The sequence below is a fragment of the Avibacterium sp. 21-599 genome (assembly GCF_026226765.1).
GTDB lineage: Bacteria > Pseudomonadota > Gammaproteobacteria > Enterobacterales > Pasteurellaceae > Avibacterium.
Genome location: NZ_JAKKOB010000001.1, coordinates 587,123 through 602,966 on the forward strand (window position 1 = coordinate 587,123; position 15,844 = coordinate 602,966).

21 protein-coding genes are annotated in these 15,844 nt (G+C 40.2%); all 21 read right to left on the reverse strand.

Features of this window, described 5'->3' with window-relative positions:
* Positions 1-36: 36 nt before the first annotated feature.
* On the reverse strand, positions 37-315 hold the full coding sequence (locus L5B83_RS02780; RefSeq protein ID WP_265777494.1) for a hypothetical protein: 279 nt from the start codon (positions 313-315) through the stop codon (positions 37-39).
* Between the two features lie 46 nt (positions 316-361).
* Positions 362-664 carry an XRE family transcriptional regulator gene (locus L5B83_RS02785; protein ID WP_250350305.1) on the reverse strand — a complete coding sequence of 101 codons (303 nt, stop codon included), beginning with the start codon at positions 662-664 and terminating at the stop codon, positions 362-364.
* A gap of 4 nt (positions 665-668) precedes the next feature.
* A complete protein-coding gene (locus L5B83_RS02790) occupies positions 669-1,031 on the reverse strand; it encodes a type II toxin-antitoxin system RelE/ParE family toxin (protein WP_250350306.1) in 363 nt (120 codons plus the stop codon).
* A 111-nt stretch (positions 1,032-1,142) separates the two neighbouring features.
* Positions 1,143-1,991 carry a phage antirepressor N-terminal domain-containing protein gene (locus L5B83_RS02795; RefSeq protein WP_265777495.1) on the reverse strand — a complete coding sequence of 283 codons (849 nt, stop codon included), beginning with the start codon at positions 1,989-1,991 and terminating at the stop codon, positions 1,143-1,145.
* A 283-nt stretch (positions 1,992-2,274) separates the two neighbouring features.
* The gene (locus L5B83_RS02800; RefSeq protein WP_265777496.1) at positions 2,275-2,421 is read right to left on the reverse strand and encodes a hypothetical protein; all 147 of its coding nucleotides are present in this window, start codon (positions 2,419-2,421) and stop codon (positions 2,275-2,277) included.
* A 170-nt stretch (positions 2,422-2,591) separates the two neighbouring features.
* Positions 2,592-3,110 (reverse strand): hypothetical protein, encoded by a 519-nt coding sequence (locus tag L5B83_RS02805; RefSeq protein ID WP_265777497.1) that lies wholly within the window; start codon positions 3,108-3,110, stop codon positions 2,592-2,594.
* A 161-nt stretch (positions 3,111-3,271) separates the two neighbouring features.
* Positions 3,272-5,215, reverse strand: a complete 1,944-nt coding sequence (locus L5B83_RS02810; protein WP_265777498.1) for an ATP-binding protein — start codon at positions 5,213-5,215, stop codon at positions 3,272-3,274.
* A gap of 256 nt (positions 5,216-5,471) precedes the next feature.
* Positions 5,472-5,708 (reverse strand): phage tail assembly protein T, encoded by a 237-nt coding sequence (locus L5B83_RS02815; RefSeq protein ID WP_013747166.1) that lies wholly within the window; start codon positions 5,706-5,708, stop codon positions 5,472-5,474.
* A 44-nt stretch (positions 5,709-5,752) separates the two neighbouring features.
* On the reverse strand, positions 5,753-6,166 hold the full coding sequence (locus tag L5B83_RS02820; protein WP_265777499.1) for a hypothetical protein: 414 nt from the start codon (positions 6,164-6,166) through the stop codon (positions 5,753-5,755).
* An 11-nt stretch (positions 6,167-6,177) separates the two neighbouring features.
* Positions 6,178-6,702: a Rha family transcriptional regulator gene (locus L5B83_RS02825; protein ID WP_265777500.1), complete on the reverse strand. Its 525-nt coding sequence runs from the start codon at positions 6,700-6,702 to the stop codon at positions 6,178-6,180.
* 79 nt (positions 6,703-6,781) lie between these two features.
* Positions 6,782-7,432, reverse strand: coding sequence for a hypothetical protein (locus L5B83_RS02830; RefSeq protein WP_265777501.1), 651 nt, complete (start codon positions 7,430-7,432; stop codon positions 6,782-6,784).
* Positions 7,432-7,842 (reverse strand): phage tail terminator protein, encoded by a 411-nt coding sequence (gene gpU, locus L5B83_RS02835; protein ID WP_265777502.1) that lies wholly within the window; start codon positions 7,840-7,842, stop codon positions 7,432-7,434. Before gpU ends, L5B83_RS02830 begins: the two co-directional genes overlap by 1 nt.
* A gap of 9 nt (positions 7,843-7,851) precedes the next feature.
* A complete protein-coding gene (locus L5B83_RS02840) occupies positions 7,852-8,379 on the reverse strand; it encodes a phage tail protein (protein ID WP_265777503.1) in 528 nt (175 codons plus the stop codon).
* Between the two features lie 3 nt (positions 8,380-8,382).
* Positions 8,383-8,688 (reverse strand): phage tail protein, encoded by a 306-nt coding sequence (locus L5B83_RS02845; protein ID WP_265777504.1) that lies wholly within the window; start codon positions 8,686-8,688, stop codon positions 8,383-8,385.
* On the reverse strand, positions 8,681-9,004 hold the full coding sequence (locus tag L5B83_RS02850) for a DUF2190 family protein (RefSeq protein ID WP_265777505.1): 324 nt from the start codon (positions 9,002-9,004) through the stop codon (positions 8,681-8,683). Before L5B83_RS02850 ends, L5B83_RS02845 begins: the two co-directional genes overlap by 8 nt.
* A 12-nt stretch (positions 9,005-9,016) precedes the next feature.
* The gene (locus L5B83_RS02855; RefSeq protein ID WP_265777506.1) at positions 9,017-9,142 is read right to left on the reverse strand and encodes a hypothetical protein; all 126 of its coding nucleotides are present in this window, start codon (positions 9,140-9,142) and stop codon (positions 9,017-9,019) included.
* Positions 9,143-9,273: 131 nt separating this feature from the next.
* Complete coding sequence (locus L5B83_RS02860) at positions 9,274-11,295, reverse strand: ClpP-like prohead protease/major capsid protein fusion protein (protein WP_265777507.1); 2,022 nt, start codon at positions 11,293-11,295, stop codon at positions 9,274-9,276.
* Positions 11,237-12,754 carry a phage portal protein gene (locus L5B83_RS02865; RefSeq protein WP_265777508.1) on the reverse strand — a complete coding sequence of 506 codons (1,518 nt, stop codon included), beginning with the start codon at positions 12,752-12,754 and terminating at the stop codon, positions 11,237-11,239. Before L5B83_RS02865 ends, L5B83_RS02860 begins: the two co-directional genes overlap by 59 nt.
* A gap of 224 nt (positions 12,755-12,978) precedes the next feature.
* Entirely contained in the window at positions 12,979-13,203 is a 225-nt protein-coding gene (locus tag L5B83_RS02870) for a hypothetical protein (RefSeq protein WP_265777509.1), read from the reverse strand.
* Positions 13,200-15,320 carry a phage terminase large subunit family protein gene (locus L5B83_RS02875; protein ID WP_265777510.1) on the reverse strand — a complete coding sequence of 707 codons (2,121 nt, stop codon included), beginning with the start codon at positions 15,318-15,320 and terminating at the stop codon, positions 13,200-13,202. The genes L5B83_RS02870 and L5B83_RS02875 overlap by 4 nt, the downstream gene beginning before the upstream one ends.
* Positions 15,320-15,790: a DUF1441 family protein gene (locus L5B83_RS02880; protein WP_265777511.1), complete on the reverse strand. Its 471-nt coding sequence runs from the start codon at positions 15,788-15,790 to the stop codon at positions 15,320-15,322. The genes L5B83_RS02875 and L5B83_RS02880 overlap by 1 nt, the downstream gene beginning before the upstream one ends.
* Positions 15,791-15,844 lie beyond the last annotated feature (54 nt).

The following is a 15,844-nucleotide window of genomic DNA, read 5'->3' on the forward strand; positions in this document are numbered from 1 at the left end:
CGCTAAATAGCGAGCTTGTGTCAATCAATGGATTATTCAATATCGACCAAATAATCGATTTATTTTTTCTTCTTTGGTTAGTGTTGAATCACTTAAAATCTTAATAATCCAAATAATACATAATATTAAGGGAATACCCAGTAAAATGAGCGCATATAGCAGACCACGATAGTATTCATCACTTAATGGGATTAAGTCGATCAATTTCACACCATAATGGACATAAACGAAACCAACAACAGCAAGCAGAATAAATGCCAATATTCGCTTAAAACCTATCATTGCTACTATAAAAGCGGTACTAAATTCACTCATCGTTTACCTCCGATATTTATAGGTTCAATCTACCAAATCCCCGTATTTATAAATTAAAGGTGACGGTTTTCCCAGTAGGTAATTCAACCGATAAATTTAAAACACCGCCCATTGCTTCAATATATCGCTTAACTGATGATAATTTAATATCATTACCACGTTTTTCAAGTGCAACAACAGATGGCTGAGAAATATTTAACGCTTCCGCCATTTGTTTTTGTGAAAGTTCTAATTCTTCACGAATGCGGTAAAGTTGTAACTCCATACGCATATCATCAGCCATTGCTTTCACTTTCGCTTGCTTTTCAGCAGGAAGTTTACTCATTAAATCTTTAAATGCTACGCTCATTTTCTTACTCCTTTGAAAATTCAGAAAGGTAATCCTCGTAAGTTTTCTCGGCAAGTGCGATCATCTCTTTGTAAAAGAGTTTCTCTTTTTTACCCTTTTTATCTCCACCACATAACACAATAGCTTGTCGAATTGGATCAAAGAGATAAAACAAACGAAATACGGATAATTTAGACTGCACTCTCAATTCTTTTAAATTGGTATATTTAGAACCTTGTAGTGTATCAGCATACGGTCTACCTAATTGCGGACCTTCTGTTGATAATAATTCCAATGCAGCATAGACTTTTAATAAATCATCTTCTGCCAACGTATCAAACCAACTTAAAAGCGGGTCTTGTAAAATAACTTCCCATTCTTGTTTCATGCAGCGATTACCTTTTTTGCTATCTGATATAGATTTTAATCTATAACCAATAGCAAAGCAAGAAATTTACAACCGCACTTAAACTAAAGTGCGGTTGGTTTTGGTTGAGTTTTAAATCAACGTTCTATTTCTTGTTTCGGCAATAGGTGTATTAAAATTTTCTTCATAATAGCCGTCAATCAATCGCATTCTTCGTGAAAGTTCTAACAGCAAATCGGCTGTTTGATGTGTTTCTTGCAATAATTGTCGTGCTTTTTTATGATCAACGAAATTACAACCGTCCATATTTTTTATGCGGTAGTTTTGCGGATTGTGTTTATTTACAATCACTAACCATCGCCCTTCGTGTGGAATTTCTACTATTTGCTTTTTAGGTGGCTCTATTAGCTCTCCCTCTAAGACGAGCTTATGCACATATTCCACTGCTTGCGGTAATTGCTCTTTGCTTAATTCGTCAATGTGATTAACATTGAAACGCTGGTGAATAAGCTGATACGCATCAGAATAGATTAAACCTTTTTTGCTCACTAGCATATTGACGGCATCACGTAAGCCTGTGCGATCATCAACTGTGGTTTGCGATCTTTCTTTCGATCTTTCTGCTTTGCCAAAATGCCAATAATTATAAAGTGCTTCAAAGCATTCTTCTTGATAGCAGATAACCTTTTCTTTTAAATCTGAACGAACTTTCTCAGGATTAATGCTAAATAGCCAGCCGTTAAGTTTGCGGATTGGCATACAAAGCATTTCTCGAATTTTTCCGTCTTCTGCAACCGTGTTCATATGAACACAGTTGAATTTACTTATTGAATTATCTAGCTTTCTTTTTTGTGTACTCCACGATAAACCTAGAGCTTCAACAATAGGGCGAACTGCTGTATAGATTACATTTTCAACTTTTAAAGTAATGAGTTCTGAACCGTAGAAAGTGATTGCTTGAGTTGAGATTTGATTAGTCATAATTGACCCCTTAACGATTTTTCGAATAATTTACCTACTTATTTACCTACTTAAAAAGTAGGGCGTCGAGAGGTTCGAAAGCCCGTTAAGAAGCTGGAGTTATTCCCCGAAGGTATTGTATTCCTCACCCTCTCGACATTGAGCAAATATACCGTTTTTCGTTTACTAAATTTGGCTGAGAAAAGGAGAAACACCAAATTCTAGAGACAAAAAAACCGCATTGGATTTCGGTTGCGGATTACCGCTTAACGTAGGTTTCGACACCTATGTATTAAATATTACTCTAGCTATTTCTCAACGTCAATATAAATTCAGCAATGGCTTTCAATAAATTTGGTGTAAGCCAGCTCATCGCAAAAATAAATCCTAAAACTAATACCACATAAGCAAAAGTTCGAGCTTTGTCAGATTTATCGATTACTTCTAGCATTTTACAAATCCCCTCTATTAGGTTAAAATCTATCTGCATTAGTGGTTCTCCATTAATGTTTTAATAACGTAGATTAAGAATAAAAAACCCCGAACATTGCGAGTGTTCGGGGTTTGTTTTATGAATTAATAAAAGAAAACCCTGCTGAGGTCAACAGGGTTTGAGTAACATTATTTAGTTATAACTACTTTTGATTTATGTCCTTTGCTGACAGAAATATTTTTAAGTAAATAGCCACCTTGTCGTTGCATTCCGTACTGGCTAGGAACTTCCCAAACAACCTGAGTAACTACAATATAATTTCCATCTCTAATTGATTCAAATTCAAAATTACCTTCAGAATCACAAGTTGTCGTTTTTTTCACTGTCTCAAAACGGCTATCATCAGGTGTAAACTTAATATTCGCTTTATATACTGAACCGTCCCAAGAGCTAGTAGGATATTGAGCAAAAAGACGTTCAGTTGAATATGGGTTAGCAGGATAGAGTTCAACAGTAGAACCTGCACAATTAACAATTCCTCCGCCTACCTGTCTTAAGAACGCATTACCTTTAAGCGTTTCTTTGCCATTTAATTGACTTTGAGCCTGAGCGGCATCAAATTTATGTGAGAGATTTACTTCTTTCGGCGGAGTCGCACACCCAGCCAATACCGCACTAACCAATCCAATTAATACTAATTTTTTCATAAATTAACTCCTAAACTGAAAAATAGGCGTTAATCATACCAAAATCAGGCGAGTTTTAAAGTGATCTGGATCACATCACCGCGCCCACCACTTCTAAAAGAAGTGATGAATGCAAAAGGCGAGGAGCAATAAAAAAGCCCGTTTGAACGGGCTTAAACCTACTAATTAGGTATATTAGGTAAATATTTTGAGTGTTTCTCATGCAAATATTTTTTAGCCGTTTCTTTTGTTGCGTCAAAATCTAACTGTTTCTTAAAAAAACCGACTCTTGTTTTCGCATTGTTTAATACTTCTGACCACTTCATAATATATATTTTCAAGTTTAGCCTTCCTAAGTCGACAATTAATCCTCTTGTCCTGTTTTCTTGAGTAGCTTCCATTTCAGCGAAGTAATCAAATTCATTTGACACGGCAATAAACGTCCAAGAGGTTTTTTGTTTATCAAACCGTTCTTCCTCTGCTATTGCGTAAGCGTAGCTTTTAATTTGATTGATAACACTAGCATTTATTTTTTGAGACGGTCTTTTAAGTTCTACAATCAAATAATCTGTGTAACCTTCTCTAGGGGATCTTGCTTTATGAAATAATAAATCAACACGACCTTTCTTGCCATCTGACAACAAAACAGGCTTTTCTATATCAATATTTTTATCGTAATAATCAAGCTGCTCTGCGTGTTTCTCTAATATTTCATTCAGATAATTCTCGCTACCTGAAAATTGGAAATCCTCAGAAAAGATCCAAGTTTCTTTTTCCAAAATTTTATGAAGTTGGTCTCGTTCTAAAAGAGCTTTCTTGCTATCTTTGTCAAATAGCAATTCTTCCAATCCTCTTATAAAATTTAATCTATCAGTAACAACTTTAGATGCCTTTATAATTGATGATAATGTTGTTTTATCAAGTAATGCACTAAGAGTGTCTCTATCTTCTTCGTTCAAATTTAACACCTCTGCAAGTATTTTTTCCATTGACTCTGGATTATCCTTTAAGGCTTGAGATATGAGTTTAAAGGTAAGCTGTTTTGTTTCAGTACTACTATTTTTAAATTTCGCAAGGTTATCTTCTACTTGCGTAGCAATGATATCAAACACCTGTCTCTCAGCTATTTCGATATCAGTCTTTATCTCTACATCGGCATATGGATATATACCTTCATCAATCCAAGTTTCAACTCTTTTAGCCTCTTCCTCTACTTTTTTGTTCCTAAAAAAATCATTTAACTTATCTATAGAATGATTAATTAATGGAGTTAATTCATTATCCATATAAATAAGTTCAAGATTATTCGATAAATTTAAGCTATCTATAATATGACTTGAAAGATAAGCGGAATAGCTATAGCCCGCTCGTTTGATACGTTTTTCAGTGTTGTATTCACATAAACAAGAATAATCATCTTTGCACAGAAAGAAATTGGGTGTTTCTTTCGTTTTCCACAGAATAATTCTGAGCCTTCCTATATTGCCATCAAGATTTATTGTTTCTACAGAATCAACAAGTTGAGAAGGGTCTATTTTCTCCCCATCTATTCTGATGTTAATCTCGGGGTATTGATAAAGGTATCCTGCAAATATGTAAGTCAATCTTTTGATTAGTGCATTTTTTGATAAGGAATTTACTTTTTCCTCTACATTCTCAATCGTAACTATTGTTCCTGTTTTACTTTCTGTCGCAACACATTCATCAAATATTTCAACAACATCTAATGAGTTCTTGTAAGAAACTATATCAAATTTATTTGCTATATCACCTTTTTTATAAACTGATGCCCATGTAATTTTTTGCCCTAAAGCAAAACTTTTAAAACGACCTTCTCCTTTCTGCCCATGGAAAAATCTTCCTTTGGGGCTTTTTATAACTGTTCTTTTCCACGAACCACCTAGTGTTTTAAAATGATCACAAGCTACAGCATAATCAATCCCAATACCATCATCCTTGACGATGATTTTTTCTATCCCACCAAGAGTATTTTTATTGATATAAACATCAACATTATTAGCGTCTGCATCTATCCCATTCCATATTAATTCAGATATGCCCTCAAAAACCGAATTATTCGATAATCTTTGCAAATGGTCTTTTTTCATCTGAATGTTTAACTTCATAGCTTAAAAGTTCTCATAATAACCAACGATACTTATATTATATTTAATTTTTTACTAAGTAGGTATATTAGCTAGAGAAATATGTGATGCACCTCATACTTAAAAGGAATAATGCAGCCAAAGCACTATCAACGCTTCAGGGGTTACTTTTGGTTATAAAAAGCCTGTAAGAAACGGTGAGTGGAGAAAGGAAACACCGCTTTCGAGTGTACTTTTCTATCTTACAGGCGATAAAAAAACGACCATTTGGTCGTTGTTATCTCTGTGCCAAAAACATCTCGCTACCATCATCAAAATCTTGGCTATTTTCCACCGCACTTTGTTCCGCAAAAAATGGCATAAACTCGGTAAGTTTTGGGCTGTCTTTTTTTGGATCACTGTTAATCGCTGCCAGTAAGTAGGCAATTTGTGCGGTGCGATAATCTTCACGCCACAAGCCGAACGGTTGTTCTTGGTAGAATTGTTCATATTCTTGCAAATGGCTTTCAGGCATTGCTTCGATTTCTGATAGCGTTTTGCCCAACGCAAGGGATAAGGTTAATTGGAACTTGCGTCGGGCGGTGAGTTTTTTGGGGTATCTGCATTTTCGGCTTGATTAAAGGCGGTAAGTACGCTGTCATCAAGGGTTAAAATTGCTTCTAAATCTTCGATATTGTCAGGATCGAACAAGTTATTGCCTTTTTCATCGCATAGTTTGATAGCAAGATTGCGCGCAAGACGGTATTTATCCGCAATGGGTTCAAGCTGCTTGGCGAGTACATCTTCATCATTCAGATTCAACTCAATGCCTTGTTTGGTCGCTTGGGCTTTCAGCCAATTTTGATATTCAAACACTTCACGGTTCACATCACCCACAGTAAAAGAGCGGATATAGTAGGTATTGCCGTTGAGTTCAAACGGTTTCAATGTAGGTTTAATTGCGAGTAAAGTTGCTTTCGTGCCTTTGTTCATTATTAATCTCCTTATTGATTTGCTAAAAGTGGAAGTTCAATTTGCATTTTGTTTTCAATAATACGGATTGTTGCTTCTAATACAGGTTTTTCACCCTGCCACTCACGCAAACCTTTTCCACATAAACTGGCAAAATGCTTTTTCGCTTTGTGTTCACCGATAGCTTGATAATATTGCTCAAGCAATGTTGCTCCACCTTTGGCTAATTGTTCAGCCATATAATTAAAGGCTTTAATGTAAGAAATTTTGATTGCCATAGCTTTTTTAGTTCGGTATCCCATCACTAAAAGCATAAAACCGTCTTTTGTCATTTCAAACATTGGGCGTTTTTCGCCTTTTTTGTCGATATATTCAACCAAACCAAAATTGGTTCGGTTAAATTCATCATCTCCAGCCTCCAAAATTTCTCGAATATCTCGAATAACGTGGTGATGATATTTCCCAAAAACTTTTGCGACTATTTCTGAATTTGTCATCACTTTACGATTTTTAATTTGTACAAACTGTTTAAAATTTTCTGGGTTCGCAAGTTGCATAATAATATCCTCTATTTTCAGATATAAAAAAACCGCCTGCCTTACGACAAGCGGTTATTTCTGATGAGCATTCGTTTGATTAAACTGGCAATAAATAATCACGTTTAGATTGTTTAATGGTTACGCCTGATTCAAACTTACCTTTGACTTCGCCACTGATGTTAGTACTGGTTTGGATAAAGCCTGTACCGTAAAGCGAACCTTGATTGTTTTTGAACACAATCAAATACGGGAACGTTTCTTTGCTGTAGAACTTCTTGCGTAAATCAGCTTGCATTGCCGTGGCTGGAGCCCAGAAGAAAGTCAGTTTTACGTTACCAAACTCAATATCGCCCGGTTCGGTTTCCGTTCCCTCACTGCACATTGTAGTAACATCTTCTTCCGTTAGCGTATCGCCGTCTTTTTCAATGTTTTTGATAGCACAGAAGTTACTTGACCAAGTTACTCGTGCTACTTTGGCATTGGTAAATACGGTTGGCTTGTCTTGCCCTGACCAATTCACTTCATCTGCAAAAATGATGTCGTTGGTTTGTACCTCTTTTACGGGGTAGTAGCCATCTAGCGAGCCAAGCCCGGTAATGCGGAGTAAATCCCCTTTTTTGTAACCGCTATTGGCGACGGTAATTTTGGCGTTGGGGGTAATTTCGCACGCGGAGATACTTTTTTCCGCTTCAACACCCTTGCCGATATAAAATTTTGTGCCTTGGAAAGGCGTAGTTTGTGTGGCCATTATTCCTCCTGCCCATAAGTAATTTGATATTGTAAGTTCGCAATGTACCAAGTCCGTTTCTGTGCATCTTGTTCATAGTGATACCCAGTTAAATAGCATTGTTGCAAGGTATCCAACTCGTCATCTTCAAAGGCTTCCGCCAAGCGTTGAACAATTTGCTCCGCCAGCTCATCGAGCGGGGCTTCGCCTTGGGTTGAACGTTGATAAATAGCAATATTTAAGATTGCCTCCCATTCACCACCACACAATCCTGTGGGCTCGCTTTGCGCATCGTCAATAAAAACAGCAAGCGTGGTAGGTTCGTTGTCTAAGTCAATAAAGGTAGGGCGCCCAGCCCAAACCTTGATAGACGGATCTAAGGGTTGTAAAAGCTGGGCGATTTGCTCTCGGATTGCTTTATGAATCAGCATCTTTTCTCCTTAAGAAAAAACCGCACTTAAGCGGTCTTTCAATTCTTTCTGTAATTCGGTGGGATAGTCTTTAAGGGCTTGTTGATAAGCCGCAGTCAATGGCTGGCGTAGTGGAATTTTCACCACATCAATGGAATAGCGCGCTCGCCCTGCTCGTTGCATTACGTGAGTGCGTCCATTGGCAAGGGTTTGGATAAAACCACGTTGTACTGCATATTTCCCCACTATAATGCCACCTCGCCCTTCCCACACCCGATTTGCTTTATTCTCTAACAGGCGGATGAGCGGTAATGGCGACACATTAACACGCAACTGCGCCCGCAGTTTTGTGGCGGTTGCACGCTGATGTTTGCTTTGCCTTGTTCTGCCTTTTAAGGTTTTCACTGGCACACCAATGTCTTTAGCAACAGCTTTGGTGGCTTGATTGCGTGCCTTTGTTGCCAAATGATTGATGGTTTTTGCCGCTTGACGATTAAGCTGTTTCACCACCTTATTCGCATTCCGTCGGATTAAAGCGAGGTCTTGCTCTAACGTCATTATTTACTCCAGTTGCAAAATAATCAGTTGATCCATCAACTCAAAGGCTTTTATCACAAACTGCTTATCCCCTTGTTCCGCACGGTCGCCCACGCGTGGACGATATCCACTTTCTTTAAACAGTGTTAATGTGCGCTTGGTGCCATTTACCCGATACTCTTCGTTATACTGCAACATTCCTTCAAAACGTTGTGGTATTTCATCATAAGTGGCAGGATAAATGACACCCTCAATCAGCCAAGGCGACATCATAATATCTTCTATCACCTTGTCTGCTTGTGCTAACGCCTGTTCAAACGGGTTAAGCATTGATTTTCACATCAACTTCTTCAGAAGATGTACCTGAATCAGTCCACGCAATACCAAGGCGTTTGTTGCTAGCAGCGGTTTTGGTTGCCCCATCGGTATCAGACCAATACAACACATCGCCTTGCTTAATGTCATCAGCTTGTTTGGCTTTTACACGCCATACACCGCCTACAATCCCTGTGCCAGTCGCTTTGTTTGCAACGTCGGTAACGGCAACCGCAATCAGATCTTGCAAGACGACCACATCGCCGCTTTTCACATTTTTTGTGGCGACAAAGTCAATAGTGTCGCCGTTTTGAATAAAATTTTTCGCCATAATAAGCTCCTGTTATGCTTGTTTAATTGCGTGAATAACATCAGGTAATAACCACATCACGCCCAAAATAAATGCCATAAGTAAGTACGCCCATAAGAAAAAACGCACTGATTTTCTCTTATCTAATAGTGTCGGCATTATGTTTACCTCTTTAAAAGATGGCAGTTTGATGTTAAAATTCATTCAATTATTTAATCCTTCCGATTTAAGGCTTAAATAAGAAAACCCCGACTGTGGCAAGCAATCGGGGTTTTCTCGTTTATAAACTATTAGCTATTGGTTACACGCACAATGCCACGGTGATCCAACACATTTACCCCAGCATCAATACGCACTTTGGTGGTTACGCCGTCTACTGTAAAGCCGGTTTGTTGATCAATAAATGGCTGCTCAACACCGTTGAGGTAAGAGACTTCAATCGCATCTTTATTAAGCAAGTACCAAATTTTCGCATTCTCTGCTTGTAAGCGTTGTGATTTTGTAACCGGCACCACATCTTTTAATGGATTGATAATGCCAGCATTAATATCCGCCCCTTCCACCGAGCTTGAACCAAGGATCTGTTTTGCTCGGGTATAAAGCGAGGTTGGCGCTAGCAAGACATCAGGCTCAATGGCAAGTTGTTTACCATCAAAGGATTTTTGTGCATTCATTAGTTGGATAGCTTTATCAATGTTAGCTAAATCCATTGCACCACTGGTTATGGTGTTTTTATGTGCAGCATCATAAAGTTTTTTGCCGTCATAACTCATCACCGGATCACCAAAGAGCTGAGCAAATACTAAATCTGCAATCGTCGCGCGTGCCGCTTGTCCAAGTTTATAAGGCACTTGGGTGAGCATATGCATATCATCATTAATGATAAGTTGGCGTGTTAGGCTGAATAATGCGCCATAAGTGGCAAGCGAAACGTGCATACCTGTATCACCAAGGGTTACATAAGTATATTCCGCACCCTCACGAACTTGAGGCAGGCTTTCAAAGCTACCTAAGCCCACACGATAAGCAGGGCGGAAATCCGTAAGCGTACCTTTATGCGTCCATTGTTCAAAGTTTTCAGTGCTTTCCGCCCAACCTTTTAAGACGGATTTGTGCGCCACATCAATCAAGATCTGTCCAAAATCAGAGGTGGAATGAGTAAATGCCATTCCCACCATCTGCATTGCATTCATTCCAGCAATGCCCACACCACGATCTACCAACGATGCACGAGCCAATTCGCGCAAGGTCATTGAATTGTAGGCATTATCTTTTTCGGCGTTTTCAAAGCCTGCTCGAGCAAGCAAAGAAGCTTTCACGCTATCGCCTACAATATTGCCGTTGTCAACGTGAATATGGTTTTGCGGTACGCTTGGCGTGGTATTTTCACCGAGTTTCGCTAATAATTTATCTTTAGCTTGTTCTGCAGTGATGGAGACATCACCTAAGCATTCCACTAGCAAATCATTAAATTGACCGTTGAATGGGGCAAATACCGCTTTGATTGCCGTATTTCGTTGTGCCATTTGCGCTTGCACTTGTGCGGTATTATCTACCGTCTGCGCTGCCGGCTTTTCGTGCGGTTGGGGTTGTTCTGGGTTTTGTTCTGGTGCCACGTTCTGATTTTTTGCGTTGCCTTGTGGCTTCAACAACATATTTTTGATTTCATTAGGCATATTCGTAAAATCCTCTATTTTTTTCGATTGAATGGAAGCCATCGCCACAAGGGGTTCGGCCAGTTTGTCAGCGAAACCCAGCTCAACACATTCTTTGCCGGTAAGCCAAGTTTCCACAGCGAGCATTGCCGCTAATTCATCTTCGGACCTGCCTGTTTTGGCGGCGTACGCCATCAATAACGTACTTTCCACTTTATCCAACAAATCCGCATATTTACGCAGTTCTTCTGCATCACCGCCTTGAATCCCCCAAGGCTTATGGATCATTAGCATTGCGTTTTCAGGCATAATGACTTCATCGCCTGCCATTGAGATAACAGAAGCCATAGATGCAGCAAGACCGTCGATATAGACGGTCTTATTCGCTGGGTGATTTTTCAGTAAGTTATAGATAGCAATGCCATCAAACACATCACCACCAGGCGAATGAATATGGAGATTAATTTGCCGCACGTTGCCAATCTCTTTTAATTCGTTGGCAAATTGTTGTGCCGAAACGCCCCACATTCCAATTTCATCATAAATAAAAACCTCCGCACTTTGATTGGCGGAGGCTTTAATAGAAAACCAAGATTGATTATTCATCTTGTTGTTCGTCATCGCTACGGGTGCGAGTATCATTTGTTTTCGTTTCATTGTTCATTCCTTGTGTATTGGTCAAATCTGTATCAAATTTAAGTCCTGCTTGTTTATTTTCTTGCACTTCAACAATCCGTTGGCGTTTCACTTCTGCTGGGTTATTGCCGCTGGCGCGGATAGCTTGGCTTTCTGTGGCTAGTCCGCCCTTGATCCGTTCTTTCCACGCATTCGCTTCTTTAATTGGATCAATCCACGGCATTACTGGTCCAGAATAAACCGCATTAAAGAGCGAGTCGGGATCGACATCAGAGGGAACTTGAATAGCTTGTGTCGCGATGGCCATCTTGAGCCATTCTCGGTAAATCGGACGAGAGATTGCCGCCACAAAGGTATCTTGCAGCACCGCATAGCCTTCAAAACTTTCTACCAATTCTTGCCGTTGCGCGGAATAGGTGCCGTTATAATCTCGGGCAATACTAGAATAACTGGAGCGTGTGCCAGCTGCGGTGGCGCGTAATTGCCCATTACGGAAACTCTCTAAATTGGTGTTCGGACGATTTGAATTAATTAAACCAATATCTTCACCTGGCTTTAGATCATCTATGACCGCACCGGGTGCAATGTCAAATAACCGTTCTCCGCTCTCACTTGTTTCATCTGTATCATAAAGTTGTGCATCGCCTTTTTTGATATACAGCGTCATTGCAGCGGCAATACGTGCGGCAACACGTTCGCTTTCTTCGTACTCTTTCAAGTCTGCCAAGCGTACAATCACCCCGTGTAACATACTTACTCCACGGATTTGATGTAATCGCTTGCGAAAAGCCAAGTGCAGCATATTTTCTGCCGAAACGGTTTTGACTTTGTCGTAAAATTTCCCCGACTCTTGCGGATTATCTAAATAAACTTGATAACCGGTGGGTTTACGCCACGTATTGAGATAAACCCCTTGTAGCAAATTTTCTTTTGCCACATCAGTATTCATTGGCACGAAATCTGGCTCTAAAGCTTCCAATGAAAACGGAATTTGAGAAGAGTGAACCAAGCCTGGTACTTTTCCCTTCACCAACTGAACGAACACCTCGCCATCACGCAACCAAGTGCGTAATAACATTCTTTCTAGCGCAGGGCGTGTATAAAGACCAGTCACTTCAGGCTTGATAGACCATTCCGACCATAATTTGCCGATTTGTTCCGCAAGTCCTTTGTGGACATCACCATTTTTCATTAGGGGCTGTGGTTCAATATGAATGCCTTTTGAACCAATAACCCGTTCTTCGAGTTTATCCAAAATGCCGATCACAATATCGTGATTTTGGTCTAACGCACGAGCTTGCTCACGTAAACTCACCGCACTTTGTCGCACATTCACATTTGCCCCTTGCCCATCTCGATTAGCCTTATGGGTTCGGCTGGGCAATGCGGCCTCATAAGTATTGAGTACATAACGGCTTTTAGACCGTTTTGCCGCCCACTGTGGGGAAAGTGCAGCAATGGTTTTTTCTAAGAAGTTCATTCTCACCACCATTTCACTGCGTTAATGAAAATGGATAATGCAATTAAGAAACCAATAAGCCACAATCCCCAAAAGCGTAAATTCGATAACTGTGTTGCCATTTTTCTAAACTCCTTGATTATTGAAAGGATAAGTTTTAAACTTTCCATAAATCTTCGTTCCTTATAGTTTAGGTATTAGGAATGAAAAACCCCGAAAGTTCACACCTTTCGGGGTTTATTTTTTTAGCTAAATCTTGCGTATTTTATGCGATGTTTTTTTACTTTCTGCCCACTTTGCGCCAGCATTTCATCTAACATTGCTTGATACCGATCACGCTGTTTACTCAGTTCATTAATTTGCCAAGAAACGGCACGCCCGTTAAAACTCACCGTACTCTGTGCGGTTTCAATTTTCTCATCAAGCAAGCGGATTTTTTGTTTTAGTTCATCAATGGTATAAAGGCTCATAACCACCCTCTTCTTCGATAAGATTTTCCTGTCAGCCAACTTGCATTTTCTTTCGTTGCATTGGCTTTGATGGGTAATTCTTGCATTTTTTCTACCGCACTTTCTTTGGTGTGATGTGCGATGGAGTTTCTTAAAATATTAGGGTTAATCTCTGGTAATTTTGCCCAATCCGGCACTTGCTTTTCATCACCCCATTTAATTCGTTCATAGCCGCGTAAAATCGCAATAGCGTGGGCGTAACAAAATAAGTCAAAGGCTTCATTGTTGCCTTTACCGGGCTTACGCCATTTTCCGTCAGGCCCACGTTCTTCATAAACCAGTTCATCAAAAAACCATTCGCCAAGCCAGCGAGGAAAGTGAATGTAGTTTGCTCCCTCCGTTTGGCGAGCAAGGGCGTTATTGATGCGGTCTTTGAGATAATCGGTTTGCAATAAATACAACGGCACATCACCGCGCGCTGATGAATGGCGATCTGAACGCGATGTATTATCGGGATAGGTTTTGGTAATGAGTTTTTGCCGTTTAGTGCTGTCACCTTTGACGAGATACACTTTTTTGCTTAGCCCTTCACGCCGACATTGTCGCCAAAATTTATAGGCATTGTCCGTTACGCCCTCTTCCCCACCACTATCCACCGCCAGTGCCAGAATGGGCATAAAATGTTCTGGATTGTTAGCAAGAGGATACTGTTTTTTTAATACGTCCGTGATAAGGATATGCCAATCATCGGGCAATCTTGGATCAATCGGTTCAATCACACCGTTAGCATCGGGCAAGGTGTGCGAAATGTTATAACGGTCAATTAACCAACGTTCGCCATTTTCACCATAGCCGACAATTTGCACCACAAAACGGCGGTTGCGTCCGCCTTGAACATCCACTGCTGCAATAAGAAAACGACATTGTGCAGGTACTGTCTTATTATCCTTGTCTGCGTCTTCACGGCGTTCCATTAGTTCGTCAGCACGCCGTTGTTCCAGCGCAGAGCGTGGTAAGTAAGGTAAACCCCAGTCGGTGTTGATCACCGCTTTTAAGGTTTCTTCACTCCCTGTTAATTCATACTCTTGTTCTGCATTAAGGAGCTTGTAAGTGAGTTGCGCCCACGTTTGATAGGCAGCGGCTGGACCTTCAAGCCAAAAAGAGGCGATACGTGATTTACGCCCTTCACCGTGAATGTTGCCTTGCTTGTCAATGTTCTGCCCTTCCTTTAACCACACGCCACGAATGTTAAGATCTCGTTTCATTTCTGGTGAGATTAAATGTTGGCAATGTGGACATTGTAAACGGGCATTTTCACTGGCTTTGACAAAGTCTATTTCATCACGAAAGCCCACCATATTTGCCATTGAGGGTTCAAAATACTCTTCGCATTCAGGGCATTGCCAATAAAACCGACGGCGGTCACCTCGATTGTACAGACTTAAAATTCCGGTTGTCGGTGACGCTTCGTGCGTTGATTTAGGTTGATGTTTTATATCAACAATGTCTTTCCCTGGTGAACTTTCCACTAAGGTCATTCCTGCAGACATAAAGGTTGTGGTGCGCTTGCTGGCAAGAGAGAAACCATCACCTTCACCATCAATATCTTCTGGCCAACGGTCGTAATCCGTTAAAGCTACATATTTGTAATCCGATGAAGATAATACATTGATTGATGGCCAGCCAATTTTAAGCAAATTTCCTGCACGAAAATATTTGTCGTGAACGTTGTTGTCATTTTTTCGTGGGCTGAGCCGTTTCGCAATTTCAGGCGAACAACGAAACGTGCGATCAAGTCTTTTCCGGCTATGTTCGCTTGCCTTTTCTTGGGTTAATTGCACCAATAAGAAATCAGATGGGTCGCAGATTATTGAATAACTAATCCAACCATCAATTAAGCCAATGGTTTTGCCTGTTCGTGCAGGGCCGACAAAAATTACTGCATCATATTCGCGTGAACTTAGGCAGTCCATTGGTTCGAGGATATAAGCAGCGGTATGTTTATCCCATTTTACGGAGTTTCCGCCACCAATTGGCACACGCATATATTCTGCCACCGCTTCGGAGACCTTCATTCGCCTTGGGGCTTTCACCGCATTGGCAATATCTCGGCGAATATCTTTTGCTGATGCAAACATTATTCTTCCTTATTTTCAGTATGCTGAATATGCTGCGCCATCTGATCGCGAATATCATCAATCACTTGTTGCACTCGAATAAGTGCATTGGGTTGCAATCCAGCATCGCGTTCTAAAATATCGGGTAAAGTTTCAAGCTGTTGCACAACCGCTTTCGCCAAGATACTCATTTCTTGAGCCACTTCGTAAGCAGGGATCAGCTCGCCAGTTTCTCGCTCATATTTCAGCCGTTCGTTCTCTGCTTGCCAAAATGCACGCCTGTCATTTGGCGACATTGCATCGACATCTGCCGTCATCTTTTCTTGCAATCCCAACCGTATCAAATCCGCAAGAGGATAGAGCTTTAATTTGCTATTGCTACCCACACTTGGTGTTAAAGCAGCAACGCGTTGAGATACCGTCTGGCGGTGCATTCCCGTGATTTCAGCGATCTGATTAATATTCAATTTAAGATCAAATAAATTTTCCATAATCACAAAAATCCAAAAAACGAAATGCTTAATAAATGTTCAAGAAACTTAGAA

Excerpts from the sequence above, each read along its gene's own strand:
- L5B83_RS02780 (WP_265777494.1), bottom strand. The coding sequence starts at position 315 with ATGAGTGAATTTAGTACCGCTTTTATAGTAGCAATGATAGGTTTTAAG.
- L5B83_RS02785 (WP_250350305.1), bottom strand. The coding sequence starts at position 664 with ATGAGCGTAGCATTTAAAGATTTAATGAGTAAACTTCCTGCTGAAAAG.
- L5B83_RS02790 (WP_250350306.1), bottom strand. The coding sequence starts at position 1,031 with ATGAAACAAGAATGGGAAGTTATTTTACAAGACCCGCTTTTAAGTTGG.
- L5B83_RS02795 (WP_265777495.1), bottom strand. The coding sequence starts at position 1,991 with ATGACTAATCAAATCTCAACTCAAGCAATCACTTTCTACGGTTCAGAA.
- L5B83_RS02800 (WP_265777496.1), bottom strand. The coding sequence starts at position 2,421 with ATGCTAGAAGTAATCGATAAATCTGACAAAGCTCGAACTTTTGCTTAT.
- L5B83_RS02805 (WP_265777497.1), bottom strand. The coding sequence starts at position 3,110 with ATGAAAAAATTAGTATTAATTGGATTGGTTAGTGCGGTATTGGCTGGG.
- L5B83_RS02810 (WP_265777498.1), bottom strand. The coding sequence starts at position 5,215 with ATGAAGTTAAACATTCAGATGAAAAAAGACCATTTGCAAAGATTATCG.
- L5B83_RS02815 (WP_013747166.1), bottom strand. The coding sequence starts at position 5,708 with ATGCCTGAAAGCCATTTGCAAGAATATGAACAATTCTACCAAGAACAA.
- L5B83_RS02820 (WP_265777499.1), bottom strand. The coding sequence starts at position 6,166 with ATGAACAAAGGCACGAAAGCAACTTTACTCGCAATTAAACCTACATTG.
- L5B83_RS02825 (WP_265777500.1), bottom strand. The coding sequence starts at position 6,702 with ATGCAACTTGCGAACCCAGAAAATTTTAAACAGTTTGTACAAATTAAA.
- L5B83_RS02830 (WP_265777501.1), bottom strand. The coding sequence starts at position 7,432 with ATGGCCACACAAACTACGCCTTTCCAAGGCACAAAATTTTATATCGGC.
- gpU (WP_265777502.1), bottom strand. The coding sequence starts at position 7,842 with ATGCTGATTCATAAAGCAATCCGAGAGCAAATCGCCCAGCTTTTACAA.
- L5B83_RS02840 (WP_265777503.1), bottom strand. The coding sequence starts at position 8,379 with ATGACGTTAGAGCAAGACCTCGCTTTAATCCGACGGAATGCGAATAAG.
- L5B83_RS02845 (WP_265777504.1), bottom strand. The coding sequence starts at position 8,688 with ATGCTTAACCCGTTTGAACAGGCGTTAGCACAAGCAGACAAGGTGATA.
- L5B83_RS02850 (WP_265777505.1), bottom strand. The coding sequence starts at position 9,004 with ATGGCGAAAAATTTTATTCAAAACGGCGACACTATTGACTTTGTCGCC.
- L5B83_RS02855 (WP_265777506.1), bottom strand. The coding sequence starts at position 9,142 with ATGCCGACACTATTAGATAAGAGAAAATCAGTGCGTTTTTTCTTATGG.
- L5B83_RS02860 (WP_265777507.1), bottom strand. The coding sequence starts at position 11,295 with ATGAAACGAAAACAAATGATACTCGCACCCGTAGCGATGACGAACAAC.
- L5B83_RS02865 (WP_265777508.1), bottom strand. The coding sequence starts at position 12,754 with ATGAACTTCTTAGAAAAAACCATTGCTGCACTTTCCCCACAGTGGGCG.
- L5B83_RS02870 (WP_265777509.1), bottom strand. The coding sequence starts at position 13,203 with ATGAGCCTTTATACCATTGATGAACTAAAACAAAAAATCCGCTTGCTT.
- L5B83_RS02875 (WP_265777510.1), bottom strand. The coding sequence starts at position 15,320 with ATGTTTGCATCAGCAAAAGATATTCGCCGAGATATTGCCAATGCGGTG.
- L5B83_RS02880 (WP_265777511.1), bottom strand. The coding sequence starts at position 15,790 with ATGGAAAATTTATTTGATCTTAAATTGAATATTAATCAGATCGCTGAA.